This is a genomic window from Cohnella nanjingensis, from assembly GCF_014212125.1.
Classification (GTDB): Bacteria; Bacillota; Bacilli; order Paenibacillales; family Paenibacillaceae; genus Cohnella; species Cohnella nanjingensis.
Window position 1 is genome coordinate 86,016 of record NZ_JACJVP010000007.1, and the last position, 26,087, is coordinate 112,102.

Genomic DNA, 26,087 nt, shown 5'->3' on the forward strand with positions numbered 1-26,087 from the left:
GAGGGCTCATATATGAAGCAATCAACCATTGTACTATTGGACGTACAAGATGAGCGCAAGCGCCAGGATGCAAAATGGGGCGAGCAGAATCACGAACCGCAGTTCTGGACCGGCATCCTCGGCGAGGAGTTCGGCGAGCTCTGCCAGGCGGTGAACGAGACGGTATTCAACAATGGCCCCGCGGAACGCGCGAAAGGCGGCTACGCCAATATGCGGACCGAGGCGATCCAGGTGGCGGCGGTGGCCGTTGCGTTCGTTGAGATGCTAGACCGCCGGCATGGGGGCAAGGTGTTATGAGGCTCGAGCTCAGCCGTTCGACAGAACTGGACCGATGGCTGGCCGAGCATCATTATCTCCAGTCGACGCCGCCTGGCGCGCAACTCCGGCTGTGGATCCTGGACGATGCTGGCGAGCGGATCGGCGCGATGATGTGGGGACGGCCGACGGCGCGGAGCCTTGACCAGGTGGCGCTGTTGGAGCTGACGCGCATGTATCTGGTTGACGAGACGGAGCCGAACGCGGAGAGCCGGGCGCTCTCCCTGGCCCGTAAGCATATCCGTAAGCATCTTCCTTCTATTAAAGGGCTCATCTCATATTCGAGCTCTGGGCAAGGGCATGAAGGCACGGTTTACCGTGCCGACGGATGGTTCCCGGTCGGATCCACGAGACGACGCCGGGAAGGCTGGTCTTCTCGAGCAGAGCGCGCCGAACGCGATCTATCCACTAAAACAAGGTGGGTGAGGAGTCCATGAGACCTCTGTCGGAAGAAGAGAAAGCGCAAAGCACAGTCGCGCGCAGACAGGCGAATCTGGAACTGTCTAAGCGGCGCAAGGATCTGGGACGGCGGATTCGAGCAGTAAGAACCGGCCCGACGAAGAGCGCGCTGCTCCGAGAGTTTGACGCCCTGCGTGACGTAAGGGGTCTTCCAACTACGGTCGCTTTTGAAGGTGAGCTTATAACGATCAACTATGAGATGTTCATACGATTCCTGCGGACTCTTCGAGGTTATCACGTAAGCCTACGTATCGAACAGCTCAGTCTCTGGATTCACTATTCAAAGACACACGGGAATCATGGGACTATCGAACTTTATGGCTTGCCGGCATATCAAATTAATTTACTGACTGATCTACCATTTGTCCGGCTTGAGGAGTGACGGCAGTGATTAACGACAGGCAACTCATCATCTCCGCCGCCGGCAGCCGCAAGGCGACCCACTGGCCGGCTCAGACGCTTTTCTGGTCTGAGCTGGTCACCCGGCTGCGGACTGCCGTGCGCGGCACGGAGACGCTCGCGCAGTACCTCGCGATGCCGAAGAGCCAGCAGGACGACCTGAAGGACATTGGCGGGTTCGTGGGCGGCGAGCTCGCGGGCGGACGCCGGAAGGTTGACGCGGTCGTCGGGCGCGACGTGCTATCGCTTGACCTTGATAATATCCCCGCAGGCGGCACGGCCGACGTGCTGCGCCGTCTCGAGGGACTCGGCTGCGCCTATGCCGTTTACAGCACCCGCAAGCACGAGGAGGCCCGGCCAAGGCTCCGCGTGCTTGTGCCGATTAACCGGACAGCGACGGCGGACGAGTACGAGCCGCTGGCGCGGAAGCTCGGGCAGATCATCGGCATTCAGCTCTGCGACCCGACGACGTTCCAAGCGACCCGGCTTATGTACTGGCCGAGCTGCAGCGCGGACAGCCAGTATGTCTTCCACTTCGCGGATCGGCCGTTCCTCTCAGCAGACGGTGTGCTGGGGATGTACGCAGACTGGCGGAACTGGCACGAGTGGCCGCAGGTGCCAGGCGCGAGCCAGGCGCACGTCCGTATGGCCGCCAAGCAAGGCGACCCAACGAGCAAGCCCGGCGTCGTCGGCGCATTCTGCCGGCAGTATGACATCCCCGCGGCGATCGCCGCCTTCCTACCCGGCGTCTACACGGAGGCGGCGGACGGCCCCGGGCGCCTGACGTACGCGGGCGGCAGCACGGTGGGTGGCGCGATCATCTACGACGACGGACAGTTCCTGTTCTCGCATCATGCGACGGATCCGACCAGTGGCCGCCTCGTCAACGCGTTCGACCTGGTCCGTCTGCACAAGTTTGGCGACCAGGACGACGACGCGAAGCCGGACACGCCGACGAACAAGCTGCCGAGCTACACGGCCATGAGCGCCTACGCGCTGCAAGACGCCGCCGTGGCCGGCGCACTCAACCAGGAGCGATATGACAAGGCTCTGGCGAGCTTCGGGGAGGCCGTCGCGGCGCCGCTGGAACCGGTCGGCACGGTGCCCGGTGCAGGTGCGAGCGTTGCGGTCATGGAGCAGGAGGCGCCAGCCGTACCGGACTCGGAATGGATGCGGCTGCTGCAGTTCAGCCCGACGACCGGCGCGCCGGCGAAGACGGTCGACAATATCCTGATCATCCTCGAACACGATCCGATGCTGCGCGGCAAACTGGGCTATGACGAGTTCGCCGTGCGTGGGCTGGTTCTGGGCTCGCTGCCATGGGATCGCCGGACGGAGCGGCGGGAATGGACGGACATCGACGACGCGGGACTACGGCATTATCTCGAGCGCGTTTATGGGATCTCCGGTAAGGAGCGCGTATTCGATGCGATTGCGCTCTGCGCGCATCGGCATACGTTCAACGATGTGCAGGAGTATCTGCGGTCGCTGCCGCAATGGGACGGCGTCCGGCGGCTGGATACGCTGCTGACGGTCTACCTGGGTGCGGTCGATACGGTGTATACCCGGGCGGTGTGCCGGAAGGCGATCGTGGCCGGCGTGGCCCGGGCAATGACGCCTGGCTGCAAATACGATCAAATGCCGATCTTGGCGGGGCCGCAGGGGCTCGGGAAGAGTACGTTTTTACGGATCCTCGGGCGGCGTTGGTACAGCGACAGCTTGACGACGTTCGAAGGCAAGGAAGCGTCCGAGCTCATACAAGGCATTTGGATCAACGAGGTCGGCGAGCTGGCGGGCATGAGCAAGTCGGAGACCGGCGCGATCAAGCAATTCCTTAGCCGGACGGAGGACATCTACCGGGAGCCATACGGGCGCCGTACTAAGGCGTATCCGCGGCGAGGCGTCTTCTGGGGAACAACCAACGATACTGAGTTCTTGCGGGATCGGACAGGCAATCGGCGCTTTTGGCCGGTCGACGTGGGCACACAGACGCCGCAGCGTAACGTCTGGCGGGATCTGGAGGCCGAGGTGCCTCAGATCCTTGCGGAGGCGCTCGCGTACTGGCGACTGGGAGAGCAGCTGTATCTGACAGGCGAGGCGGAACAGATGGCGAAGGAGCAGCAGGACGCGCACAGGGAGAGCAACGCCAAAGAGGGCATCATCCGCGCATTCGTGGAGCGGCCAGTGCCGCCGGATTGGCAGCGGCGCGATCTGTCTCAGCGGCGGACGTACTGGGGCGGCGAGTTCGGGAAGCCCCAGGAAGGCGCGGGAGGGCCCCGGGACCGCATATGTGCCGCGGAGGTTTGGTGCGAGTGCTTCAATTCGGACATCAAGTTTATGAGGCAATCAGACACCCGCGAGATCAATGGCATTTTGGCCGGGATGCCCGGATGGGAGGAGTACAAGGGCGCATTCGGCCCATACAGTTGGCAGCGTGGCTTTCGCAGATTGGGGGTCGGGTAGGCCTTGGACAAGTTGGACAGATGGCGTTGGACAGATTTTCAAGTGTCCAAGTCACAGTTGGACAGATTTTTCGACTGTCCAAGCATCTGTCCAAGCATCTGTCCAAGCCAAAAACCGCGACACATCAACGATTTCTATATACTCTTGGACACTTGGACACTTTATCTATTAAAAGTAATAAATAAAGAGAATAGAGAGTAAGCGATACGCCTAGCGCGCCTAATTCGTGAAAAGTTATCGCGTACATGAGGCGCACACGCGTAACACTGCAGTTCGATACGAGTCAAGTAATATTTTCAGGAGGGCTAAAGCATGAGAGAACGAGATATAGAATCCTACCTGCGAGATCAAGTCCGGGACGCTGGCGGCCGCGCGATGAAGTGGAACTCGCCGGGCAATAGTGGGGTACCTGACCGGATCGTCTTTCTACCGGGCAAGGTGACCGTATTCGTCGAGACGAAGGCGCCTGGAAAAAAGCCGACGGCCTTGCAGCAATCGCAGCACCGGAAGCTGGCAGGATTGGGACACCACGTCCGTGTTATCGACAGCCGTGAGCAAGTGGACGAGCTGCTGACGGAGTTCAGGGAGGGGCGCCTGTGAGCCGGAGGACGAGAGGCGCCAACGCGCTGCAGGCCGCCCCAGCCCCCGAACGTAAACGGTTCGTACCCCATGCCTATCAGCGGTACTGCATCAACCGGCTTTTGACGGATGAGTACATGGGCTTGTTATTGGACATGGGCCTCGGGAAGACAGTCATCACGCTGACCGCTGTCATGGATCTGAAATACAACCGGTTAGCTATCCGCCGCGTTCTGATCGTGGCGCCGAAGAAGGTCGCCGAGGCAACTTGGACGACGGAGGCAAGCAAGTGGGAGCACCTGAAGCTGCTTCGGATCGTACCGGTGCTGGGAACGGCGCAGCAGCGGATCCGCGCGCTGAACACGCCGGGTGACGTCTGGGTTATCAACCGCGACAACGTCAAATGGCTGGTTGATTACTACCGGAACGCCTGGCCGTTCGACATGGTGGTGCTGGACGAGCTGTCCAGCTTCAAGAATCACCAAGCGCAACGCTTCAAGGTGCTAACGTGGGTACGGCCGCACATCAAGCGGTTAGTCGGCCTCACCGGCACGCCGGCGCCGAACGGACTGCTGGACCTGTGGGCGCAGATCTTTCTGCTGGATCAGGGCAAGAGGCTGGAGAAGTTCGTCACCCATTACCGCGAGAGGTATTTCGTGAAGAACTACAACGGCCACGGCTACAAGGCCAAGCCCGGCGCCGAGGAGATCATCCACCAGCGAATAAGCGACATCGCGATCAGCATGAAGGCGGAGGATTATTTGGAGCTGCCGGACAAGATCGTGAACGTCGTGCCGGTCATGCTGGACGCGAAGGCCCAGGAGCAATACAAGAAGTTGGAGGAAGACCTGCTGCTGGAGCTGGAAGGGACGGAGATCACAGCGACGAGTGCGGCGGTGCTGTCTGGCAAACTGCTGCAGCTATGCAACGGTGCCTTGTACGACGAGGAGCGGAACGTTCACGAGATCCACGATTGCAAAATCGAGGCGTTTCTGGAGCTGATCGAGCAGCTGAACGGCAAGCCGGCGCTGGTGTTCTACAGCTACCAGCATGACCTGACACGGATCCACAAGGCGCTGGAGCGGTCTGGCCTCCGCGTTCGCGAGCTGAAGACGCCGCAGGACCAACTGGACTGGAACACCAAGAAGGTCGACGTGCTGCTGGCGCATCCGGCGAGCGCCGCCTATGGGCTTAACCTGCAGGACGGCGGCAACCACGTCGTATGGTTCGGGCTTAACTGGTCCTTAGAGCTGTACCAGCAGGCGAACGGCCGTCTGCACCGGCAAGGCCAGACCCAGAAAGTTATCTTGCATCACCTGGTTGTTCAGGGCGGAGCGGACGAGGACGTCATGGCCGCGCTGGAGGACAAGGCATCGACACAGGATCGTCTACTAACGGCGCTGAAGGCGCGCATCGAGAGGGTGACTGGGCAATGAGGTATCCCATACCGAACAGACGAAACGAGGTTTCATCGGGCAACGGGCCTGTTATCACATATTCGCTATCCGATGTCGAGCGAGCATATCTGAACGCGGGGGTGCTGAACAAGATCCCGACAGCCGAGCAGCGCGGCCTTGCGAAGCCAAAGGCAGCAAACAACGTTAATAGGGGTCCGCAGCCGGAGCCGCCGAAACGAACCAGACGACAGCCAGAAACCCGCAGGCGCCACAATATCCCCACAGAGACGTTTCGTGAGATGCAGAACGCGGGCATGACCGTCGCTAAGATGGCCGAAAGGCTGGGCATCCCGTACGGGACGGTTAGTACGCTTTTGAAAAAGTATGGCCTGTCCGGCAATAAGCGAGGGCCTAAGACTGGAGGTGGCAAGCGTGGAGGATTGGACGGAGCCGTTGCTGCGGGAATACAGAAAGAGCAAAAGCATGATCACGAAAGCCCGGGCGCGTATACTGCGGATTAAGCCCGAGCACCTTACGGACCGAGAGACAGAGGAGCTCGCCATGCTGAACGGCATCGTGAGCAGCATGGTCTTCGCGATCGATTGGATGCGGACAGGCCGGCAGCCGGGGGTGTATCGCGGGATCGATCGACGGGGCGTATACCAGGCTCCGCACGTGCTGGACAAGGACCTGTTCCCATCGCTGCAGGAGGATCCGCCTGTTCAGTTATTCCGATTGACGCCTGAGCAGAAAGAGGAGGCGCTGGCGGCGATCCGGGCTATGAGTCCGCGAGAGTTTGACTGTTTCCTGTTGCATACGGTCGAGGGAAAATCTTATTCTGAGATCGGCCGGCAACTGGGTATTTCAAAAAGAACGGTACAACAATCAGTTGAACGGGCAAAAGGAAAAATCCCCGAGTGCCAGACGGGATAAGTGATTTCGGGTTTTATGACGTACGGTTGACGTACGAAAAGCCTATTAGTAGAGGGACATTATGCGACTCCTGGCGCGGCGCGTGCCGCAGTAGTGGTGCCTGGTAAAGTCGGATGTTCATGCGCGAAGAGCCCGCGGATATCCTGCGGGCTCTTTATTTTATCTTGAATTGGTAAGTAGCCTTGAAGTACATTCCGCTATTAATCCATACTGCTTCAGACGATATCCGTTCGATCGGGCCGCCGTAGTAGACGATCTTGCCACGTTGCCAGACAGAGACGTCGGACTGGTTGTGCTGTGCAGCCAAGAGTTTGGCATCCGTGTCGAGTTCAAAGCCTGATTTAAACAATCATTCCGCCTCCGGGTAATCGGCTTTCAGCAACTCAAGTGTGTCGTACTTGGTGGTTTCAAATACAAACTTAGCCGGCGATTTATCCGTTCGGTCCTTGATGACATGGCCGTATATCTTGCCAAGTTTTTCAAATACGAACATAGTCTTTCCTGGCTCATCCCGAAGTGGATACCTGATTGGCATAGCTACACCTCCAAAGCATACTTCGACAAGCTGGGAGTATTCCCCTTCTTGTAACGGATGGGCTATTGTCGTAAATCTCGTTGAAAGGAGGCGATGCGGGTGGCATTGCCTGTGAAGCAACAGAAGTTTGCCGACGAATTTTTGATCGACCTGAATGCGACACAAGCTGCAATCCGAGCCGGATACAGTTTCAAGACTGCGACCGAGCAAGGTTCGAGGCTGTTAGCGAATGTTAAGGTCCGTGCGTACATCGATGAACGGATGGCCGTAATTTCAACGCGGACTGGGATTAATCAGGAGCGTATCATGCGGGAGCTCGCCCGCATCGCCTTTTTGGATCCGACGAAGCTCGTCAACATGGATAGCGCCGAGTTGCAGGATAATGCGAGCGCCGACGACCGGGCCGCGATCGCCAGCGTTAAGGTAAAGAGCATGAGCGGCGATGTGGAGATGATCGAGCGTGAGGTCCGTTTCGCTGACAAGCTGAAAGCTCTGGAGCTCCTGGGCAAGCGGTATGGTATGTGGACCGATGGCCTCAAGCTGTCCGGTGAGGTGGGCGTCCAGATCATCGACGACATTGGCAGCGGAGACGGTGCATAAACGGTGCATATCCACCCGGTTTTGCCTTTGTATTTCGGGAAATAATCGCAACGGTAATTCTCGCCGAAATCCTGCAACGATGCGGGGTTTCGGCGATTTCTGCATAAACGCTGCATAACTGCCGTTCGGCATTTAAGCCGAAAACGCCACGTCCTGTCTGGGATTCCGCGCAATGATTAAAAATGACTTTTGTGCAAATTCCAATGTTTTGTACATATGTCTTTGCATAATGACTGCATAGAGGGAGGTGGTCGGGTTGGTTACCGCTGCACAGCAACAGGTGAAGCTCTCGGAGATCGTGACACCGCAGTTTGTTCCGTTCTGGCAGGCGTCCAATTCGCACCGCTTCCTGCGTCATGTGCTAAAGGGCGGTCGCGGTAGTGCGAAGTCGACGCATATCGCTCTGAAGGTTGTCAAGGACGTCATGAAATACCCGGTTACGGCGTTGGTTCTTCGCAAAGTGGCCCGCACGTTGGAAGAGTCGGTCTTTGAGCAGCTCAAGGAGGCGATTGAGATCCTGGGCGTCAGTCAATATTGGCGCGTGCTCAAGTCGCCGCTGCAGCTCATTTACTTACCGCGCGGCAACAAGATCATATTCCGCGGCGCCGACGATCCGCTGAAGCTCAAGTCTATCAAGGTGAGCAAGTTCCCAATCGCCATCCTTTGGGGCGAGGAATTGGCAGAGTTTAAGACTGAAGAAGAAGTCACGACCATCGAGAATTCCGTGCTACGTGCGGAGCTGCCGGATGGTCTTTTTTACGCGTTCTACTACAGCTACAACCCGCCGAAGCGCAAGCAGAACTGGACAAACAAAAAGTTCGAAACGCAGTTTCTGCCGGCCAATACGTTCGTGCATCACTCCACGTATCTGGATAACCCGCATCTATCAAAGGCTTTTCTCCAAGAAGCGGAGGAGGCCAAGAAGAAGGGCAAGAAGGACAAGGACGGCCTGTCTCTGCGGTACAAATGGGAGTACCTCGGCCAGGCGATCGGCAGTGGCGTTGTTCCGTTCGACAATCTGACTTTCCGCCGGATCACAGACGAAGAAGTCCGGTCCTTTGACAACATCCGGCAGGGCATTGACTGGGGCTACGGCGTGGACCCGCTGTCTTTCGGTCGTTGGCATTACGACAAGACGCGTCGTCGGCTCTATGCCCTGGACGAGCTGCACGGCGTAAAGATCAGCAACCGGGAGGCCGCGGAGTGGATCAAGGAGCGCGGCTACCATACCGAGATGACGACGGCGGACTCAGCCGAGCCGAAGTCGATCGACGAGATGAAGGGGCACGGCCTGCGGATCCGCAGCGCCAAGAAGGGCCCCGGCAGCGTCGAGTACGGCGAGAAGTGGCTGGATGACCTGGAGGAAATCGTCATCGATCCGCAGCGAACGCCGGAGACGGCCCGGGAGTTCGAGTCGATAGACTACCAGACGGACGCGGACGGCAACCCGCGCACGAAGCTCGAAGAGACGGATAATCACAGCATCGACCAATGCCGGTACGCGATGGAAGGCGACATGCGCAAGCCAGGCATTTCATTCTGACGGGAAGGAGGGAGGAGCGTGCCCACGGAAACGGACCGTATTAACAGCGCCATCACCGCCGCGGCCCCTATGCGGCTAGAGCAGATCATCCAGCTCGAAATCGATGATTGGAGAAAGTCTCCGGAGCTCAAACTGATTCAGCTCGGTAAGGAATACTACCGGGTTGAACATGCGATCAAGGACCGCAAGCGAGAGATCATTGGCGACGGCGGCCGGATGGTCGAAGATAAGAACCTAGCGAACAAAAAGCTTATTCACGCCTTCATCCGCAAGCTTGTTGACCAGAAGGTCGGATATCTGCTCTCGAAGCAGCCGTCGATTCAGACGAAGAACAAGAACTACGCCGATGCGATCGGCGGCTTGTTCAACAAGGCGTTTCTTCGCATCCTGCAGAACGTTGGGAAGAACGCGATCAACGGCGGCCGCGGGTGGCTTCATCCGCATTACAACGATGCGGGCGAGCTGACTTTCAAAGTCATTCCCACCGAGGAAGGCATCCCGATCTGGCGCGATGCTGCGCACACGGAGCTCGAAGCTTTTATCCGGGTTTACAAGCAGGACTATTACGAGGGCACGACCAAGCACGTCCTCGAAAAGGTCGAGTATTGGGACGAGAGCGGCGTCAAGCGTTTCGTGCTGAACGCGCCGGGCTCTGCGGGGCTCACGCCGGATGAGGATGCGGGCGCGGTGTCGGCGCACTTTGTTGCCCAAGAGGATGAAGCGGAGCAGCCACTCAACTGGGAGCGCGTGCCGTTCATCTGTTTCAAGTACAACGACGAGGAGCAGCCGCTGATCAAGTTTCTGAAGTCGCTCGTTGACGACTACGACGAGCAGACCAGTGATAACTCCAACAACCTGACTGACCTGCCGAACGGGATCTATGTCCTGAAAGAATACGACGGAACAGATCTCGGGGAGTTCCGACGTAACCTGTCACGGTACCGGGCGGTTAAGGTATCAGGAGAGGGCGGTGTGGAGACGCTGACGCTCCAGTTCAGCCCGGAGGCGCTCAAGCAGCACATCGACCAGTTGCGCAAGGATATTTACGAGTTCGGCCGCGGAGTGGACAGCCAGTCGGATAAGTTCGGGAATAGCCCAAGCGGTATCGCGCTGCGCTTCCTCTACAGCGACTTGGACATGGACGCCAATATCATCGAAACCGAATTTCAGGCCAGCCTCGAGCAACTACTATGGTTCGTAAACACGCACCTTGCCAACACAGGCGCCGGCGATTTCTTTGACGAGTCGGTCGATATCGTCTTTAACAGAGACATCCTGATCAACGAGACGGACACGATCAGCAACGCCAAGAATAGCGTCGGCCTGATCTCGGACGAGACGATCGTGGCAAATCACCCGTGGGTGACCGACACGCAGGAAGAGCTCGAGCGCCTGAAGCGCGAACGAGAGGCGAGCCTGGCGGACTACGGGGCTCTCGGGCAGCCGCAAGGCGATAAGTCTGGCTCGGATCCGAACGGGACTGACGGCGGATGAAGCCGACCGCGTACTGGCAGAAACGCAGCGAGCAGATCGCGGCCAGGCAATTCGCCAAGGCGGAGCAGTACGAGGCAGCGCAGGACCGGGAATATGCCCGTGCGGTGAACGAGATCCGCCGGAGTGTGGAAGTCTTCTACCAACGCTATGCGATCAACGACTCCGTCAGTATGGCCGAGGCTCGAAAGCAGCTTTCCGGCCGCGAGCTCGGCGAGTTCAAGATGTCACTTGAAGAGTTCACGGCCAAGGCGAAGGACAACGCGGATGGACGATGGACCCAGGGGCTCAACAACGTCTACTTCCGGACGCGCGTGAGTCGATATGAGGCGTTGCAGCTTCAGATCCGCCAACAGGCCGAGATGGTCGCCGGTAGCCGGCAGCGTGGCACGAGCGATCTCCTGGGCGACGTTTACACCGACACCTATCATCGAACCCTTTACGAGATTCAGAAGGGCACCGGAATGGGGGTGTCTTTCGCGCGAATCGATCCGGCCTCCCTGGAGATGATTCTCCGGACTGATTTCGCCGGATCGAATTGGAGTAAGCGCATTTGGGGCGATCGGGACAAGCTCGCTACGGAGCTGCGGACCAAGCTCGCGCAGGCATTCATCCGCGGCGAGCCGGCGGAAAGAACGATCCGGGATCTCGCCGCGCGCATGGACGTGTCACGATCGAACGCGGAGCGGCTCGTCCAGACGGAGGCAGCTTTTTTCGTCGGCCAGGCAACCGCGGCGGGTTATCGCGAGAGCGGCGTCGTCAACCGGTATGAGATCCTCGCGACGTTGGACAATCGGACATCCTCGATATGCCGCGGGATGGACGGCAAGGTATTCCTGGTGTCGGAACAGGAGCCGGGCGTAAACTATCCGCCGTTCCATGCGCGCTGCCGGACGACGACTGTCCCCTACTTCGACGACGAGATCGACCCGGGAGAGCGGATCGCCAAGGATACAGAGGGTGACACCTATCATGTTCCCGCTGACATGAAATACGAGCAATGGTATGATGAATATGTGAGGCCTGACAAAGCGCTGGCCGATGTTTACCGTTCCTTCGCAGCGGCAGAACCTGCAATCACCAAGCACATCAAAGAGGTGTCTGCGGCAGCCGGTGCCGAGCCTGTGGGCCTTGATTTCCGGCTGAAGACGCTGGATTCATTCAAACGCAAGGTGAGCAGCGACTACGCCGAGCAGAAGGCGGCAGGTCAGAACATCCTCCGCAAAGAGATCGCAAGCGGCATGAACGACGTTGTCCGGTATACGGCCGTTGCCGATGGCGATCGGCTCGTTCAAGTTTACGAGGACATGAAGGATCAGCTTCTCTCGAAAGGCTATACGTTCATTAAGGCTAAGAATTCTTGGAACCAACCATTCAATCCTTACAAAGGTGTGAACGTCGTATTTCATGCCCCAAATGGGCCAAACTTTGAATTGCAATTCCATACGCCTGAGAGCTTCGACATGAAGCAGAACAGGATCCATTTGCTTTATGAGGAATACCGGCTTGGGACCACGAAGCCGGCACGCAAGAAAGAGCTGCTGCAGCAAATGCTTGAAATGTCGAAGGGCTTGAAGAAACCGAAAGGCATTGAGCAAATCAGGTGACGAAGGGAGCGGTAAACTTGGAGACGCAGTATCTAGCCATTACGAAATTTGGAACGACCAAGGAGGCCCCCTTTGCGGTCGCCCGATTGCACGAAGGTCTATTCGAGCGATACGTGGATGACAGATGGGTTGAGGACATCTCCTTGGCTGACATCCTCATCGGCGAGTTTAGCGACTACGAGGAAATTTCCGAAGAAGAGGCAAATCGAATCATCAATCAATGAGCGTCCCCGCATCCGCGAGGGCGTTTTTGATTGCGTGAAAATACAATGCGAGTTGGGCTCCGGCTGAGACTGCCGGGGCCCTTAATCATGACCGGACACCACCGGGAAAAAAGTGAGGATGGTCTAAAATGGAATGGCTCAAAAAGCTGCTTGAAGCTCAGGGCCTCAGCGAGGCTCAGATCAAGGCAATCACCGAGGGGGTGGAGACGAACTATAAGGACTGGATCCCGAAGCACCGGTTCGACGAGGTCAACACGACCAAGAAGAAGGCCGAGGACGACCTGAAAGACCGCGACAAGCAGCTCGAGGAGCTGAAAAAGTCCGCCGGTGACAACAAGGCGCTGCAGGACCAGATTGCCCAGCTGCAGAACGACAACAAGGCCGCAAAGGACAAATACGAATCCGAGGTCAAAGACCTACACCTAAGCACGGCGCTCAAGCTGGCACTCGCCGGCAAAGTCCATGACCCCGACATCGTCGCGGGGCTGCTCGACAAATCGAAGGTCGAACTGGACGACGCAGGCAACGTCAAGACCGGCCTGGACGACCAAATCAAAGCCCTGCAAACGAGCAAGGCTTTTTTGTTTGTCCCGGAATCCAGCAACACGCCGAAGTTCAAAGGCGCGAAACCGCCGGACGGCGGAGGTGGTGCCGGCGGAGGTGGGGACGCCTCGGTTGGTGCGAGCTTTGCAAAAGCGGCAAATGAGAGCGGAAAAGCCCCCGCTGCCGCGCCGAATCCCTGGGGCTAAAGAAAGGAGCGAAACCAAATGCCTTATGTCAAGGACTACGGCAAGCGCGAAGAAATCAACTTTCTCGCCAGCGCCGACTACACCGCATTTACGTACCAAGTGAACGACTCCGGCGTTACTCCCAACGCGAACGGCCGGAAGATCGTTCCCGCGGGCTCGGTTTTTCCGATCAATGACGCGACGGCTATCGGCATTCTGCTGTCGGATGTAGACGTTACGAATGGGCCGCAGCCTGGCGCAGTCATCGTGGAGGGCTGGCTCCTGGAGGCACGTCTCCCGACCGCTCCCGTGGCAGCAGCCAAAACGGCCATGAAGGCTATCAAATTCAAAACGGTCGTGTAAGCGACTCAAGAGGAGGAAATCATCCATGCCTAGCGTATTGGATCTGTTCAACCAGCGCGAAGTGCTGAACTATCTGCAAAACCGTCAATACTCACCCCTGCTCGGCGAATCGCTGTTCCCCGAGGTGAAGCGTGATTCGCTGGAGTTCGACCAAATCAAAGGCGCGCGCCGGATCCCGGTCATTGCCAGCGTCCACGCGTTCGACACGGAGGCCGAGATCGGCAGCCGGGAGGCCAGCAAGCAGGCGCTGGAACTCGCGCTCATCAAGCGCAAACTGCCGTTGAAGGAAAAGGACATCATCGCCCTCGAAAACCCGCGTACGCCAGCCGAACAGCAATACCTGATGCGGGAGGTGTACAACGACGTCGACGTTCTCGTTCAAGGCGTCAGGGCGCGCATTGAATCGATGCGGATGGAGGCAGTCGCGAGTGGTACGGTCACGCTTGCTGAGAACGGCCTGAGCGCAACGATCAACTACGGCGTGCCGACTGATCACAAAGAGGTGCTTTCCGGTTCCAGCCTGTGGACGGACGTCTCGAGTGACCCGATCGCACGGATCATGGACTGGTCGAACGCTCTCGGCACCAAGCCACGTCGTGCATTGACGTCCAATACCATCCTCGGCGCGCTGCTGCGGCATCCGAAGGTTGCGGGCGCGCTGTTCGGTCAGGACACGAGCCGCGTCGCGTCTCGGGCCGAGCTGAATTCGTACCTCGAACAGTTGGAACTGCCCACGATCGCAACGTATGACGAGGTGTACCGCAAGCAGAACGCAAACGGGTCGTATACGCAGTACCGGTACTTCCCGCAGAACAAGTTCGTGCTGTTGCCTGACGGCCCGCTTGGCGAGACGGTCTACGGTCCGACGGCTGAGGAGATCCGGCTGGCGCGCGATCCGAGCATCGATACGCAGACCATCGGTAACGTGCTGGCGATGGTCTATGAAGAGAGCGCGGACCCGGTGAGCACCTGGACGAAGGCGGTCGCGACAGCGCTGCCGAGCTTCCCGGCTGCAGACGAAGTCTTTCAGGCGCAAGTAATCTAAGGGGAGGAGATAAACGATGATCGTAACTCCGAATTTGATCGCGGTGAACCATAACGGGCACCGCTATGTCCCTGGAGAGGAATTCGAAATCGACCGCGCCGGCTATGCACGAATCGCCGGCCATCTCGATGTGATCGATGACGAAGACAAGCCCGCTGCCGAAAAACCGCTTGAGAAGCAATCGGTGGCAGAGCTGAAGGCGTATGCTGAGCTGCACAATATCGATCTGGGAGACGCAGACAAGAAGCCCGCTATTCTGGCCGCTATTCTGGCGGCCCAGCAGGCTGGTGGCGCCCCGAACGGCGGTACGGGCGATGGCGACCAGCAGTAAAGACATCTGGCCGCTCGTCAAGAAACGGCTCGGCGTTCGCGTGAACGATCATGATGAACTGATCGAGCTGTACACGGATGAGATCGGCCAGCGGATCCGGACGTATATCAACGCAACGGCTGTCCCAGAAGCCCTGACGTACACCTGGGCGGCAATGGTGGCGAGCGCTCTCTCAGCGGAGCAGCTCGCCGTTTTGTTCCCGCCTGGGGAGGAAACCGTGGAATTCGAGACGACGATCGGGGACACGACTGTCAAGCCGATCAAATCGGTCACCGCGCCGAGTCTGCCGACGGTCGCGGTGCTTGATTCGGTTGTCTTCGACTATCGCGGAGAGCTGAACGCCTTTCGGAAGCTGAGGTGGTAGCATTGATCTTCACGAAGCACCGCCGCGCCATCGAGCGAATGTATACGGACCGCTGCACGATCAGCCGGCCGGAGAAGGTCAAGGATCCAGTCACGAAAGAAACGAAGGAAGACATGCAGCCTGTGCTCGTAGCCGTGCCGTGCCGCCTTTCGCAGTCGGGGCTTGCAAAAAACGATCAGTCCGACGCGCAGAACGACATCCGGTACGAGGCAAAGCTCTTCATCGCTCCCGAGCTCGAGATCCGGCAGGGCGACCAGGTCGACGTCATCCGCGGCGTGCATACGGCATCCGGATGGGAGCCGCTGGCCGAAGGCCGAACATGGCGTTTCCAAGCCGGCGAGCCATTTCCGCCGTATTCGACTCACCAAGAGGTCAGCCTGCAACGAAGGGACTGGGCCTGATGGCAAAGTGGGGGAGCTTCGACTTCGGCGACATGAAGAAGTTGGCGGACACTTTCCAGAAGGCACTCGATGAACGAGTGGTTGAAAGGTTTCTCCGGGAGTTCTTGATGGAGATGGCTATGCGTGCCGTCCGCAAGATCAAGAAGCGCACGCCAGTCGATAGCGGCGAGCTCCGGAGGAACTGGATGGTCGGCAACGTGGAGCGCAGGGGTAACTCGTTCGTAGTCGAGATTTTCAACAATACGGAGTACGGCCCATATGTGGAGTACGGCCACCGGTCTGGTCCCGGCCTTACAGAGTGGACGGAAGGACGGTTCATGCTGACGATCTCCATGAAAGAAATCGAGCGTGAGCTGCCGCGATACCTGGAGCGCCGGCAAATGGAATTACTGGAACAACTGATGAATGGGCGACCGCCGAAAAAGGGAGGCTGAGGCCGTGAACACCGTGACCACCAATATGGTACGCGACGGCGTCAACGCCGTACTGGATGCGGCCTTTCCAGGCGTCGAAATTCACGGCGAAGAGATCAAGCAGGGACTGAAAGAGCCCTGCTTTTTCGTCAAGCTCCTGGACGCAGCTGCCGATCGCGAGCTTGGGCGGCGGTATCGCCGGATTCTCTCCTTTGATATCCACTACTTCGGTCGGGACAACCGGGAGATGCACGACGTTGCGGAGAAGCTCTATGACATTCTCGACGTTCTGAACGTTGGCGTAGGAGCTTTCCCGGGAATGGCGATGAAACATGAGATCGTCGGCCGGGTTCTGCATTTTTTCGTGGACTATACGTTCCTCGTCTGGCGCCAGCGACCGGATGATCCGGTCATGGGGACGATGGAACAGTCAGGAGGACTTAAGCCATGAGCAAAGCGCAGGTGCCGGCTGCTGGTGAGCCGGCCAAGTTTACCAAGGTGCAGATCTTGGCAGCAAAGCGATTCAGTCCGAATCAACGGGATTGGTTGCAAGCTTTGCTGCAAGAAGGTGCCGAATATACGGTCGAAGAGGCTGCACAGCTGCTCGATCAACTTTTCGAACAGGAGGCGAAGTAATTGGCTGGAGGAACCTGGACAGTCCAAAACAAGACGCGCCCCGGCGTTTACGTAAACACCAAGAGCGCGCCGAAGGCGCTCGGCTCCCTTGGGGAGCGTGGCGTCGTGTCGATGCCGCTTACCCTTTCATGGGGGCAGCCGAAGGTGATTGTCGCCATCGAAGCCGGAGAGAACACGGCCTCCAAGCTCGGATACGATATTTCGGCTCCGCAGCTCTTGCTGGTCCGTGAAGCCCTTAAGCGAGCTAAGAAGCTGCTGCTGTACCGGGTGAACGCAGGTACGAAAGCGACCGCTACGAGCGGCAGCTTGACGGCGACGGCAAAGTGGGGCGGCGTACGCGGGAATGATCTGTCCATCGTCATTCAAACGAATGTCGACGAAAACACGAAGTTCGATGTCATCACGAAGCTGGAAGGGACGGCAGTTAATACGCAGACCGTTGCGAACATCACCGGGCTGATACCGAATGCGTGGATCGATTGGAGCGGAACCGGTTCGCTGGCGACAACGGCCGGGGCACCTTTGGTCGGTGGCGCTGATGGGACGGCAGCCATCCAGGACTATTCCGACTACCTGGCGGCGCTCGAGATCGAGGACTTCAATACGATCGGCCTGCCGGTCACGACGAGCACGATCAAGTCGGCCGTCGTCGCCTTCGTTAAGCGGCTGCGCGAGGACGAGGGTAAGAAGATCGTTGCCGTCCTGGAGAATTACCCTGCGGCGGACTACGAGGGCGTCATCAGCGTCAAGAACGGCGTCGTGCTGGACGACGGGACGACGCTCACGGCCGCGCAGGCGACCGCGTGGACGGCGGGAGCCACCGCAGGGGCCAATGTGAACGAGTCACTCACGTATGCGGCTTACGAGGGCGCCGTGGACGTCTCGCCGCGATATACGAATTCTCAGATCGTGGCGGCGCTGCGAGCTGGCGAATTTCTCTTCACGCCGAGCAAGGGCAAGGCCGTGGTGGAGCAGGACATCAACACCCTGACGGGATTCTCGCCCGAAAAAGGGAAGATGTTCGCCAAAAACAGGGTTGTTCGTGTGCTGGACGGCATCAGCAACGACTTCGTCCGAATCTTCTCGGGATTCTACCTGGGGAAGGTATCGAACAACGCTGCGGGCCGCAACCTCCTGAAGGGCGAATGCATCAACTACCTGGATACGCTGCAGGGGATCGAAGCCGTTCAGAACTTCGACAGCCAGACGGACATCACGGTCTCGGCTGGAGCGGACAGCGACGCCGTCCTAATTGAGACGAACGTGCAGCCGGTAGATTCAATTGAAAAAATCTACGTCGCGGTCACCGTGAGCTAAGGAGGCGAGTAAACCATGTTCATGCAAGAAAAAGACGCCATCAGCGGAAAGCAGGCTATGGCTTTCGCAACGATCGACGGTCGGGTGGAGGAGTTGTTCTACGCCAAATCCCTCGAAGCGACGATCGAGAAGAACAAGACGGACGTCCCTGTCCTGGGAAAGACGAATGTCGCAAAGCGCTCGGCGGGATGGGCAGGCAAGGGAACACTGACGATATACTATGTAACGTCCATGTTCCGGAACCTCATGCTCGACTACATCAAGAACGGCCGCGACTTCTACTTCGACTTGCAAGTCGTAAATGAGCAGCCGGGATCCAGCGCTGGCAAGCAGACGGCGGTGCTGATGGGTTGCAACCTGGACAGCATCATCGCTGCGAAATTCGATGCGACGGGGGACGACATGCTCGACGAAGAGCTGGCGTTTACCTACAGCGATTACGACCTGCTCGACCAATTCAGCTCCATCACGGGAGCGTAACGGAGGGTTACAATGAGCGCATTACAGGATTTTCTGAATTCCAACCCGATTGACCAACTGACGGATGACGTCGTCGTCTCTGCGCGGTTTCGCGACAAGGACGGCAACCCTCTGAAATTCAAAATCAAGGGGATGACCAACCGGGAATTCGACGATATTCGCCGGCGCTGCACAGAAGTCAAGAAGGGGCGCAAGGTAGAATTTGACGCCCACAAATTCAACACCGCAGTTATCATCAACCACACGATCGTCCCGGACTTCAAGGATGCCGAGAGCATCAAGAAAATGGGATGCACGACGCCGGATGAGTACCTCAACAAGGTGCTGCTCGCCGGTGAAATCTCTGAGCTTGTGAACCAGATCCAGAAGCTCAGCGGCTTCGATGTTGATATGAACGAGCTCGTCGAAGAAGCAAAAAACTGATCAAGGAGGGCGACGGCGAGTCGAATTATGCTTACTACGCCCTCCACAAGCTGCATATCCTCCCGGGCCAGTTTACCAACATGTCCCGGGAGGAGAAAGCATTTATCATGGCGGCTATCGATCTCAGGCTCGAAGCTGAAAAAAGAGAAGCGAGCAAAGTAAAACGTTAACCCTCCCTATGCAAAATGTGGTACTATTTAGGGGATTTTATCGAAATAGGGAGGGTACATATTGAAGCGAAGTTTGGTCTTTATTATGCTGGTTGCCTTTTCGGTAGTTCTATTTGGGTGCTCATCATCGAAAAATGAAAAAAGTGATGTAACTCTCGACAGAGTAATACAGGCGTATGTTGATCAAGGTATTACAGTGGATAGCAATGAAAAACCAATGTTTCAGTTAATTGGAGCAAAAGACGGGGTTATTTTTGATATTGACGGGCAAAAAGTTGCTATTTATGAATATGACTCGGCAAAATCCTTGAAAAAGGCTCGTGCCGACGCTAAGATAATCAAGGATGACTGGCCAGTAAACGGGAAGTTTCTTCTCGAGTCGTCTAACAGTAAGGCAAAGGAAATCTTCAACGGCGTAAAATAATGATCGATTATTCTGGCACCCTCATCTGAGGGTGCTTTTTTATACCCGAAGACGACAAAAAAGGGGGACGTGTTATGGCAACAGTATCCTCGACACTCAAGCTTTTCGACTCCATGACTGGACCGCTCAAGAGCATTACCCAGGGGATGAATATCATGATCTCCACGATGCGGCAGATGGAGAGTGTCACGAGCAAGAATGTAAATGTCGATAAGGCACTCTTGGCTGCTCAGCAGCGTATCGCTCAGGCAGAAACAGAAATCAATCGTCAGATTAACCAATCGAAGAATTCCCAGGACCGTTTTAATGAATCCGTTAAACGGGGGGAGACAAATCTCCGGTCTGCAGGCGCTGCCGTTATCGTCATAAATCAGGGAATTGAGCTGCTCAAACGGGGATGGGATTCACTCAGCGGATTTATGAAGATGGCAGACGAGGTGCTTGCTACGAATTCCCGCCTATCCCTCGTGAATGACGGTCTTCGAACGCAAGAAAAATTTCAACAGCAGGTCCTGGATGTTGCAAACGAAACTCGCGCGAGTTACATGGCTACAGCTGACCTTATAACAAAGATCGGGGCCGGCACACAGGGAGTGTTTAAGAACGACGATCAGATGCTGAGGTTCGCCGAGCAGTTCAATAAGACGCTGGTGCTGAGCGGAACATCGGCATGGGAAGCGGAAAACGCCATTCTGCAGATGTCGCAGGCGCTCGGTAGCGGCGTGCTGCAGGGGGACGAGCTGCGGTCCTTGAGCGAAACCGCTCCGGCCCTCATGAGAATTTTGGCTGACGGTCTAGGCGTTGCCCGGGGAGAACTGAAGAAGATGGGCGCGGACGGGAAACTGACGTCCGATAAGATAGTCAAGGCGTTTGCAAATCAAAGTGATCAGATCAACAAAATGTACAGCCAAATGCCTATGACATTCGGCCAGTCGATGACCATTCTCAAGAATTCGTTCTTCGAGTGGCTAGGTGCTCTTAATCGCGCTGATGGACCTCTCAAGAACATAACCACTCAGGTCCAAGCGCTTACTGCATATTTGCAGAGTTCTAACGGGCAAGCGCTGTTTAACGGACTCGCAAGCGGAGTCGCGATTGCAGTATCGTGGCTGGTACAGTTAGCAACGCTCGCTTCCCAGATTTATGTGTTCATCGCGGATAATTGGCCGACAATAGGACCGATAGTCTGGGGTGTGGTTGCAGCGTTAGTGGCGTGGGGAGTCGCTACAAGGGTCGCGGCTGCTGGCGAATTACTCGCGACCATCCGTACAGGGATTTTGACCGCAGCAGTATTCGCTCAAATGCTCGCAACACAAGGTTTACGCGCTGCTTGGACAGGGCTAAATGCAACGATGAAAGCGAACATATTTATCCTTCTTATTTCACTTATTGCTGGGCTTATTGTCTACTTGGTTCGTCTTTGGCAAACCAACGATCAGTTTGCGGCGGGGATGATGAGGGCTTGGAACACCATCTTAAATTTCTTCGATCAAGTCCCGATATTCTTCCAAAAAATAGGGAATGGAATAGTTGACGGATTCCAATGGGCAAAGGTTACATCATTGAAGATCATGGAAGAACTGGTCAACGGAACGATCGATCACCTTAACAGCTTAATAGATACGCTCAACAAGATCCCTGGTGTAAGCTTGGATGCTGTCGATCATGTCGAGCTAACCGCAAAAGCTGCTGCCGAGGCCGAGGCCATCCGACAGGCTGGCGAAGATAAGATCGAAAGGATGAAGGCTGCCGCGGCGGATAAAGCGGCGGAGCGTGAGAAGAAAGTCCTGGACTTGCTTGATTCGAGAGCGAGCAAACGCGCGGCGAAGGAAGCCGATAAACAAAGTGCTTCTAATTTCTCCGGAACTTCTTTGTTTTCGCCGAATGGAAACATCAACAAAGTCAACGAGGTCGGTAAGATCAAAAACAAGGTAGATATCTCCAGCGAAGATCTGAAGACCATGCGGGAGCTGGCCGAGATGAAGAACATACAGAACTTCGTTACGCTGCAGCCTTCTTTCTCCTTTGGAGATACGCACGTGAAGCAAGAAAGTGACATCAACACTATCATCGACCGGGTCACGGTAGCGATGGAGGAACACGTCGGGGCATCCGTGAGGGGGGATTACGGTTGAACTATGGGATATGGCTGAGCTTCAACAACCAAGCCGAGGGCTTTCAGATCCCGGTCAATCCCGGCAGTATTGAGATAGGAGACGGGAGCAAGGGGACGACATATGATGTCGCTGGCTTGGGAGAAATCAATGTCATCAAGAACCCGAAGCTCAGCGAATACAGCTTCAGCAGCATCTTTCCGTCACTGTCGTCCCGACGAGCGTTTGTATCTGGCATCACTGTTGATCCGCTCGTACAGGCGGATTTGCAATACGCTCCGGAGGACTATATCAACTATCTGACCAAGTGGATGGGGACTAAGCGGCCCATCCGCTTTGTTTTTACAGGAGACTCTTTCGATATCAACGTGGCCGCGTCGATAGAGTCGTTCGAATGGAAGGAGGTTGCCGGGAGCGGCGGTGACGTCGAGTACACGCTGAAGATGAAGAAGTACGTCTTCTACAGCGCGCAGAAGGTCAAGGTGGAGAAGGCCACGGCCACCAAGCCCGCGACCATCAAGAAGGTCGCAGCAGCTCGCGCTAATGACAGGCAGACACCGGGGACGTATAAGCTCCGGTCCGGCGACACGCTTTGGAAAATCGCTAAGTCGCAACTGGGAAACGGCGATCGCTGGAAGGAGATACAGAAGGTCAACGGGTTGACGGACGCGCAACTGAAAAGCCTACCCGTCGGAAAGGTGCTGAAGCTACCGGGAGGCACGGGTGGAAACCATGCTTGAGTTGCTGCTGGATAATCGTAACGGAAATGTCTGGGACCTCTCGAACATTGTTTCCGACGTGACATGGAAGACGAGCCGGATCGGGAAGCCCGGGAGCCTTGAGTTCACGCTCGTTCGAAATGGGATCTATCAAGATCCTGGCTTCAGGTATAACAACGGGGACGTCGTTCGATTCCGAAAAGACGGCGTGAACGTGTTCTATGGGTACGTATTCCGGATCGGTGAGGGTATGAGCGAAGACGTAAAGATCCTTTGTTACGATCAGATTCGTTATCTGCTGGCGAGCGAAACATACGTCTTCTCGAATGTAACGGCTTCAGATGTCGTGAAGCAGATTGCGTCCGACTTCAAATTGAAGGTCGGAAAAATCGATGACACCGGGTATCGGATCCCGAGTTTGATTCAAGACAATCAGAAGCTGTTGGACACAATCTGCAAGGCTTTAGACTGGACGCTTATCAAGGCGGACAGAAACTATTTTCTCTACGACGATTTCGGAGAGCTCTCGCTGCGCAATTCATATGACATGTTGCTGAGTTTTTTCATCGGCGACGAAAGCCTCATGTACGACTTTGCGGCTGAGCGCTCAATAGACAGCGACACCTATAACAAGGTCAAGTTGTACCAGGACAATAAGAAGGCCGGAAAGCGTGACACCTACATTGCCCAGGACAGCGCGAACATCGCGAAATGGGGATTGCTGCAGCTCACGCAGTCCGTGGACGAGAAGATGAATGCCGCGCAGATCCGCGAGCTGCTCAACGCGCTGATCGCCACAAAGAACAAGGAGACCAAGACGTTGAAGATCGATGCGATCGGAGACATTCGGGTCCGTGCCGGTTGTTATCTCCCGGTTCTCATCGGCGACTTTGGCATTAACCAGTCCTTCCTTGTTGACGAATGCTCTCACCACTTCGACGGGGGCCATACCATGAGCTTGGAGCTGAAGGTCATATGAGCGTAGAACGCTTGGTCGGAACCATTAAGCAGGTGGCCGCCGGGGTCATTACGGCCGGCGCGCCGGTCGAGGTCGCTTTCGGCATTGTCACCTCGACGACGCCGCTCGTGATTACGGTTGACCAGCGGCTGCCGCTCAAGAAAGAACATCTCATTTTCACCGCTTCGACCGCGGGCGGTTACATGATCGGCAACCAGTTTTTACTCCTGCGGATGCAAGGCGGGCAGCAATACATCGTATTGGACAGGGTGGTGACGGATGAATGATTCCGAGCGGCGGCATTGAGCTGGACATGCCTGTGGAGGAGGTCCAGCAGCCAAGTAGGACGTATCGTTTGGATCTCGAGTCAAACCGGATTGTCGGAAAAGTAGATGGGCTTGAGGCGCTCAGGCAATTCGTCTTTAAGACGCTGAGCACCGAGCGCTTCGAGCATCTCATCTATAGCAATGATTACGGGATGGAGGGCTCGCAGCTCCTCGGTACGTCGCCGCTCCTCTTCCGTTCCGAAATTCCGCGGCGGATCCGCGAGGCCCTCATCGTAGACGATCGGGTCCAAACGGTGGAGCGGTTCGAGACGACTGTCGACGGGGACAGCGCGCTGGTCCGGTTCGTCGTCGTCTCCGTGTACGGGGCTTTCCAGGAGGAGGTGCGCATCAACAATGTATGAAGGCCAGACATTTGATACGATCCTGCAGCGGATGCTTGACCGCGTCCCGGGAGACGTAGACAAGCGGGAGGGCTCAATCATCCATGACGCGTTGGCGCCGGCGGCCGCCGAGCTGGCGCAGATGTATGCCGAGCTGGACATCAACTATAATCTCTCGTTCGCGGATACAGCGACGGGAGATTTTTTATCGAGGATTACCGCTCAATTCGGCGTCAACCGAAAACCGGCGACGAAAGCCCGGCGCAAGGGTGCGTTTTTCGGATCCGGCAACGTGCCGATGAATGTGCCGATCGGTAGCCGGTACGGCATCGATGATTTGACCTATGTCGTCATCGACCAAATCTCAACAGGCGTATTCACATTGGAATGCGAGACGGCCGGCATCGTCGGGAATCAGAAATTCGGGGCACTGCTTCCGATCGTTAACATCTCCGGGTTGTCGGCTGCAAATCTAACGGACGTGCTCGTCCCTGGGGAAGACGATGAGACCGACGATGCGCTCCGCAAACGGTATTACGAAACGGTCAACGAACCGGCGTTCGGTGGGAACATGGCGGATTACAAACAGAAGATCGGCGGAATCGCTGGAGTGGGCGCTGTCAAGATTACGCCCGCATGGTCTGGCGGCGGGACTGTGCTGGCGACGATCATTGCTTCGGACTGGGGCGTCCCGTCACCGGCGTTGACCAATCAGGTGCAAACCATTATCGATCCGACCGTTAATAGCGGGCTCGGCTACGGCTTCGCACCTATCGGTCATACGGTTACAATCGCCGGGGTGACGGACCTCATCGTTAATGTCGAAACCACGTTGACGCTTGCTTCAGGTGTGACGATCGGGCAAGTACAGGCAGACGTGAGGGCGGCGATTGACGCCTATCTGTTAGAGCTGCGGAAGGACTGGGCCAATCAAGTGCAGCTTGTCGTTCGCGTGGCGCAGATTGAAGCACGAATTCTGAGGGTTCAGGGCGTGGACGACGTGACCGGCACGACATTGAACGGTTCGCCTGCAAATCTGACGCTTACCGATGCGCAAATTCCGAAATTGGGGGCGGTGACGACCCATTGACCAACCCGATCCTGGATTACCTTCCCTCCTTTTACCGCGACATTCGGGAGTTTATCGACCTCGCGGAAACGGAAGATGAGGAGCTGCAGCTAGCCGATGATGCCATTGGCCAGCTATTCAATGACCAGTTTGTTATGACGTCCGGCCTGGACGCAATCAAGCGGCGGGAGAGGATGCTCGGCATCCAGGCGGACCCGACGACGGAGACGCTGGACTTCCGACGCCGCCGGATCATCAACCGGTATTCGACCAAACCGCCGTTCACGATTCGCTATTTGCAGGAGCAGCTTGATCGGCTCGTCGGCCCTGGGATGACCATTGTTTCCGTTGACGTTCAGAACTTCGTGCTGTACGTCACGGCTAGCATTGAGAATGCGAGCGTCTTCCGAGAAGTCCAATATACAATCCAGACGGTAAAGCCGGCCAACTTGGTCTATCAGCAAAAAACGGCGATCGACAATACTATAGCGATCGAGGAGCACATCTCGCGGCAAACCATTGAATGGAATTACAAGTTAAACGGGACTTGGCAGCTCGGGGAGAAACCTTTTGTAACGCTGGGTACGGAGGTGCCGATTAAATGATCGCAACAACGTTTTTGCACGATGTGGCCGTTTATACGGAGGGCCGGGTTTCGAAAGTCGTCATCAACGGCGCCTTAGAAATTACAGATTTCGAAACGAAACAGGTTACCAACAACAACCTCGTTTTGAACTACATCGTCCCGGTATCCGACGTCACGCTGATTACCCTGATCGAGTTGAAAGATTCGGCGGACAACCTGATTTCGTCGAATACAGTGAACGTGCCGATCACATCGGACACATTTATGCTCCAGACTTTGAAGGTGAAGGAGGCGACGTTTTAATGGCAAGAACAGATTGGACAATTAGAGACAC

34 protein-coding genes are annotated in these 26,087 nt (G+C 56.6%); 32 read left to right on the forward strand and 2 right to left on the reverse strand.

Annotated elements, in window-relative coordinates:
• Positions 1 to 12 precede the first annotated feature (12 nt).
• From H7C19_RS06100 to H7C19_RS06125, 6 genes are all read left to right on the forward strand, one after another.
• A complete protein-coding gene (locus H7C19_RS06100) occupies positions 13 to 297 on the forward strand; it encodes a nucleoside triphosphate pyrophosphohydrolase family protein (RefSeq protein WP_185141698.1) in 285 nt (94 codons plus the stop codon).
• On the forward strand, positions 294 to 752 hold the full coding sequence (locus tag H7C19_RS06105) for a Mom family adenine methylcarbamoylation protein (protein WP_185141699.1): 459 nt from the start codon (positions 294 to 296) through the stop codon (positions 750 to 752). The genes H7C19_RS06100 and H7C19_RS06105 overlap by 4 nt, the downstream gene beginning before the upstream one ends.
• A gap of 409 nt (positions 753 to 1,161) precedes the next feature.
• Positions 1,162 to 3,636, forward strand: coding sequence for a virulence-associated E family protein (locus H7C19_RS35415; protein ID WP_185141700.1), 2,475 nt, complete (start codon positions 1,162 to 1,164; stop codon positions 3,634 to 3,636).
• Positions 3,637 to 3,948: 312 nt separating this feature from the next.
• Entirely contained in the window at positions 3,949 to 4,236 is a 288-nt protein-coding gene (locus H7C19_RS06115; protein WP_185141701.1) for a PDDEXK family nuclease, read from the forward strand.
• A complete protein-coding gene (locus tag H7C19_RS06120) occupies positions 4,233 to 5,651 on the forward strand; it encodes a DEAD/DEAH box helicase (protein ID WP_376775323.1) in 1,419 nt (472 codons plus the stop codon). Before H7C19_RS06115 ends, H7C19_RS06120 begins: the two co-directional genes overlap by 4 nt.
• Before the next feature lie 393 nt (positions 5,652 to 6,044).
• Positions 6,045 to 6,545: a sigma-70 family RNA polymerase sigma factor gene (locus H7C19_RS06125; protein ID WP_185141702.1), complete on the forward strand. Its 501-nt coding sequence runs from the start codon at positions 6,045 to 6,047 to the stop codon at positions 6,543 to 6,545.
• A 154-nt stretch (positions 6,546 to 6,699) separates the two neighbouring features.
• Here the strand turns inward: H7C19_RS06125 and H7C19_RS06130 are convergent, their stop codons facing one another.
• Both H7C19_RS06130 and H7C19_RS06135 read right to left on the reverse strand, forming a co-directional pair.
• Positions 6,700 to 6,894 carry a hypothetical protein gene (locus tag H7C19_RS06130; RefSeq protein ID WP_185141703.1) on the reverse strand — a complete coding sequence of 65 codons (195 nt, stop codon included), beginning with the start codon at positions 6,892 to 6,894 and terminating at the stop codon, positions 6,700 to 6,702.
• Positions 6,895 to 7,080 (reverse strand): hypothetical protein, encoded by a 186-nt coding sequence (locus tag H7C19_RS06135; protein WP_185141704.1) that lies wholly within the window; start codon positions 7,078 to 7,080, stop codon positions 6,895 to 6,897.
• A gap of 99 nt (positions 7,081 to 7,179) precedes the next feature.
• Between H7C19_RS06135 and H7C19_RS06140 the strand changes: the two genes are divergently transcribed.
• The 26 genes from H7C19_RS06140 to H7C19_RS06265 all read left to right on the forward strand — a co-directional run bounded on the left by H7C19_RS06140 (position 7,180) and on the right by H7C19_RS06265 (position 26,056).
• Positions 7,180 to 7,680, forward strand: coding sequence for a terminase small subunit (locus tag H7C19_RS06140; protein WP_185141705.1), 501 nt, complete (start codon positions 7,180 to 7,182; stop codon positions 7,678 to 7,680).
• A gap of 256 nt (positions 7,681 to 7,936) precedes the next feature.
• Entirely contained in the window at positions 7,937 to 9,223 is a 1,287-nt protein-coding gene (locus H7C19_RS06145) for a PBSX family phage terminase large subunit (RefSeq protein ID WP_221469069.1), read from the forward strand.
• Between the two features lie 18 nt (positions 9,224 to 9,241).
• Entirely contained in the window at positions 9,242 to 10,717 is a 1,476-nt protein-coding gene (locus H7C19_RS06150) for a phage portal protein (RefSeq protein ID WP_313731417.1), read from the forward strand.
• A complete protein-coding gene (locus H7C19_RS06155; protein ID WP_185141706.1) occupies positions 10,714 to 12,321 on the forward strand; it encodes a minor capsid protein in 1,608 nt (535 codons plus the stop codon). Before H7C19_RS06150 ends, H7C19_RS06155 begins: the two co-directional genes overlap by 4 nt.
• A gap of 17 nt (positions 12,322 to 12,338) precedes the next feature.
• Positions 12,339 to 12,545 carry a hypothetical protein gene (locus H7C19_RS06160; RefSeq protein WP_185141707.1) on the forward strand — a complete coding sequence of 69 codons (207 nt, stop codon included), beginning with the start codon at positions 12,339 to 12,341 and terminating at the stop codon, positions 12,543 to 12,545.
• Positions 12,546 to 12,673: 128 nt separating this feature from the next.
• On the forward strand, positions 12,674 to 13,294 hold the full coding sequence (locus tag H7C19_RS06165) for a phage scaffolding protein (RefSeq protein ID WP_185141708.1): 621 nt from the start codon (positions 12,674 to 12,676) through the stop codon (positions 13,292 to 13,294).
• 18 nt (positions 13,295 to 13,312) lie between these two features.
• Positions 13,313 to 13,636 (forward strand): hypothetical protein, encoded by a 324-nt coding sequence (locus tag H7C19_RS06170; RefSeq protein WP_185141709.1) that lies wholly within the window; start codon positions 13,313 to 13,315, stop codon positions 13,634 to 13,636.
• 25 nt (positions 13,637 to 13,661) lie between these two features.
• A complete protein-coding gene (locus H7C19_RS06175; RefSeq protein ID WP_185141710.1) occupies positions 13,662 to 14,681 on the forward strand; it encodes a major capsid protein in 1,020 nt (339 codons plus the stop codon).
• Positions 14,682 to 14,697: 16 nt separating this feature from the next.
• Complete coding sequence (locus tag H7C19_RS06180; protein WP_185141711.1) at positions 14,698 to 15,012, forward strand: hypothetical protein; 315 nt, start codon at positions 14,698 to 14,700, stop codon at positions 15,010 to 15,012.
• Positions 14,996 to 15,376: a DNA-packaging protein gene (locus tag H7C19_RS06185; protein ID WP_185141712.1), complete on the forward strand. Its 381-nt coding sequence runs from the start codon at positions 14,996 to 14,998 to the stop codon at positions 15,374 to 15,376. Before H7C19_RS06180 ends, H7C19_RS06185 begins: the two co-directional genes overlap by 17 nt.
• The gene (locus tag H7C19_RS06190; protein ID WP_313731418.1) at positions 15,370 to 15,777 is read left to right on the forward strand and encodes a DUF6093 family protein; all 408 of its coding nucleotides are present in this window, start codon (positions 15,370 to 15,372) and stop codon (positions 15,775 to 15,777) included. Before H7C19_RS06185 ends, H7C19_RS06190 begins: the two co-directional genes overlap by 7 nt.
• Entirely contained in the window at positions 15,777 to 16,211 is a 435-nt protein-coding gene (locus H7C19_RS06195; RefSeq protein ID WP_185141713.1) for an HK97 gp10 family phage protein, read from the forward strand. Before H7C19_RS06190 ends, H7C19_RS06195 begins: the two co-directional genes overlap by 1 nt.
• Before the next feature lie 4 nt (positions 16,212 to 16,215).
• Positions 16,216 to 16,641 (forward strand): phage tail terminator family protein, encoded by a 426-nt coding sequence (locus tag H7C19_RS06200; protein ID WP_313731420.1) that lies wholly within the window; start codon positions 16,216 to 16,218, stop codon positions 16,639 to 16,641.
• Complete coding sequence (locus H7C19_RS06205) at positions 16,638 to 16,826, forward strand: type I restriction-modification enzyme R subunit C-terminal domain-containing protein (RefSeq protein ID WP_185141715.1); 189 nt, start codon at positions 16,638 to 16,640, stop codon at positions 16,824 to 16,826. The genes H7C19_RS06200 and H7C19_RS06205 overlap by 4 nt, the downstream gene beginning before the upstream one ends.
• Positions 16,827 to 18,143, forward strand: coding sequence for a phage tail sheath family protein (locus H7C19_RS06210; RefSeq protein ID WP_185141716.1), 1,317 nt, complete (start codon positions 16,827 to 16,829; stop codon positions 18,141 to 18,143).
• 15 nt (positions 18,144 to 18,158) lie between these two features.
• Positions 18,159 to 18,623, forward strand: a complete 465-nt coding sequence (locus H7C19_RS06215) for a phage tail tube protein (RefSeq protein WP_185141717.1) — start codon at positions 18,159 to 18,161, stop codon at positions 18,621 to 18,623.
• Between the two features lie 12 nt (positions 18,624 to 18,635).
• Entirely contained in the window at positions 18,636 to 19,046 is a 411-nt protein-coding gene (locus H7C19_RS06220; protein ID WP_185141718.1) for a phage tail assembly chaperone, read from the forward strand.
• A 231-nt stretch (positions 19,047 to 19,277) separates the two neighbouring features.
• The gene (locus H7C19_RS06225; protein ID WP_185141719.1) at positions 19,278 to 19,640 is read left to right on the forward strand and encodes a hypothetical protein; all 363 of its coding nucleotides are present in this window, start codon (positions 19,278 to 19,280) and stop codon (positions 19,638 to 19,640) included.
• Between the two features lie 74 nt (positions 19,641 to 19,714).
• On the forward strand, positions 19,715 to 21,775 hold the full coding sequence (locus H7C19_RS06230; protein ID WP_185141720.1) for a tape measure protein: 2,061 nt from the start codon (positions 19,715 to 19,717) through the stop codon (positions 21,773 to 21,775).
• Entirely contained in the window at positions 21,772 to 22,494 is a 723-nt protein-coding gene (locus tag H7C19_RS06235; protein WP_185141721.1) for a LysM peptidoglycan-binding domain-containing protein, read from the forward strand. Before H7C19_RS06230 ends, H7C19_RS06235 begins: the two co-directional genes overlap by 4 nt.
• Positions 22,487 to 23,452, forward strand: coding sequence for an XkdQ/YqbQ family protein (locus H7C19_RS06240; RefSeq protein WP_185141907.1), 966 nt, complete (start codon positions 22,487 to 22,489; stop codon positions 23,450 to 23,452). The genes H7C19_RS06235 and H7C19_RS06240 overlap by 8 nt, the downstream gene beginning before the upstream one ends.
• On the forward strand, positions 23,449 to 23,718 hold the full coding sequence (locus H7C19_RS06245; RefSeq protein WP_185141722.1) for a DUF2577 domain-containing protein: 270 nt from the start codon (positions 23,449 to 23,451) through the stop codon (positions 23,716 to 23,718). Before H7C19_RS06240 ends, H7C19_RS06245 begins: the two co-directional genes overlap by 4 nt.
• Positions 23,715 to 24,119, forward strand: coding sequence for a DUF2634 domain-containing protein (locus tag H7C19_RS06250; protein WP_185141723.1), 405 nt, complete (start codon positions 23,715 to 23,717; stop codon positions 24,117 to 24,119). The genes H7C19_RS06245 and H7C19_RS06250 overlap by 4 nt, the downstream gene beginning before the upstream one ends.
• Entirely contained in the window at positions 24,112 to 25,188 is a 1,077-nt protein-coding gene (locus tag H7C19_RS06255; RefSeq protein WP_185141724.1) for a baseplate J/gp47 family protein, read from the forward strand. The genes H7C19_RS06250 and H7C19_RS06255 overlap by 8 nt, the downstream gene beginning before the upstream one ends.
• Positions 25,185 to 25,772: a putative phage tail protein gene (locus H7C19_RS06260; RefSeq protein WP_185141725.1), complete on the forward strand. Its 588-nt coding sequence runs from the start codon at positions 25,185 to 25,187 to the stop codon at positions 25,770 to 25,772. The genes H7C19_RS06255 and H7C19_RS06260 overlap by 4 nt, the downstream gene beginning before the upstream one ends.
• The gene (locus H7C19_RS06265; protein WP_185141726.1) at positions 25,769 to 26,056 is read left to right on the forward strand and encodes a ketopantoate hydroxymethyltransferase; all 288 of its coding nucleotides are present in this window, start codon (positions 25,769 to 25,771) and stop codon (positions 26,054 to 26,056) included. Before H7C19_RS06260 ends, H7C19_RS06265 begins: the two co-directional genes overlap by 4 nt.
• Positions 26,057 to 26,087: the final 31 nt, after the last annotated feature.

Coding starts and splice junctions, on each gene's coding strand:
- H7C19_RS06250 (WP_185141723.1), top strand. CDS start 23,715: ATGATTCCGAGCGGCGGCATTGAGCTGGACATGCCTGTGGAGGAGGTC.
- H7C19_RS06240 (WP_185141907.1), top strand. CDS start 22,487: ATGCTTGAGTTGCTGCTGGATAATCGTAACGGAAATGTCTGGGACCTC.
- H7C19_RS06195 (WP_185141713.1), top strand. CDS start 15,777: ATGGCAAAGTGGGGGAGCTTCGACTTCGGCGACATGAAGAAGTTGGCG.
- H7C19_RS06215 (WP_185141717.1), top strand. CDS start 18,159: ATGTTCATGCAAGAAAAAGACGCCATCAGCGGAAAGCAGGCTATGGCT.
- H7C19_RS06165 (WP_185141708.1), top strand. CDS start 12,674: ATGGAATGGCTCAAAAAGCTGCTTGAAGCTCAGGGCCTCAGCGAGGCT.
- H7C19_RS06105 (WP_185141699.1), top strand. CDS start 294: ATGAGGCTCGAGCTCAGCCGTTCGACAGAACTGGACCGATGGCTGGCC.
- H7C19_RS06115 (WP_185141701.1), top strand. CDS start 3,949: ATGAGAGAACGAGATATAGAATCCTACCTGCGAGATCAAGTCCGGGAC.
- H7C19_RS06185 (WP_185141712.1), top strand. CDS start 14,996: ATGGCGACCAGCAGTAAAGACATCTGGCCGCTCGTCAAGAAACGGCTC.
- H7C19_RS06135 (WP_185141704.1), bottom strand. CDS start 7,080: ATGCCAATCAGGTATCCACTTCGGGATGAGCCAGGAAAGACTATGTTC.
- H7C19_RS06230 (WP_185141720.1), top strand. CDS start 19,715: ATGGCAACAGTATCCTCGACACTCAAGCTTTTCGACTCCATGACTGGA.
- H7C19_RS06100 (WP_185141698.1), top strand. CDS start 13: ATGAAGCAATCAACCATTGTACTATTGGACGTACAAGATGAGCGCAAG.
- H7C19_RS06265 (WP_185141726.1), top strand. CDS start 25,769: ATGATCGCAACAACGTTTTTGCACGATGTGGCCGTTTATACGGAGGGC.
- H7C19_RS06220 (WP_185141718.1), top strand. CDS start 18,636: ATGAGCGCATTACAGGATTTTCTGAATTCCAACCCGATTGACCAACTG.
- H7C19_RS06170 (WP_185141709.1), top strand. CDS start 13,313: ATGCCTTATGTCAAGGACTACGGCAAGCGCGAAGAAATCAACTTTCTC.
- H7C19_RS06155 (WP_185141706.1), top strand. CDS start 10,714: ATGAAGCCGACCGCGTACTGGCAGAAACGCAGCGAGCAGATCGCGGCC.
- H7C19_RS06180 (WP_185141711.1), top strand. CDS start 14,698: ATGATCGTAACTCCGAATTTGATCGCGGTGAACCATAACGGGCACCGC.
- H7C19_RS06205 (WP_185141715.1), top strand. CDS start 16,638: ATGAGCAAAGCGCAGGTGCCGGCTGCTGGTGAGCCGGCCAAGTTTACC.
- H7C19_RS06255 (WP_185141724.1), top strand. CDS start 24,112: ATGTATGAAGGCCAGACATTTGATACGATCCTGCAGCGGATGCTTGAC.
- H7C19_RS06245 (WP_185141722.1), top strand. CDS start 23,449: ATGAGCGTAGAACGCTTGGTCGGAACCATTAAGCAGGTGGCCGCCGGG.
- H7C19_RS06175 (WP_185141710.1), top strand. CDS start 13,662: ATGCCTAGCGTATTGGATCTGTTCAACCAGCGCGAAGTGCTGAACTAT.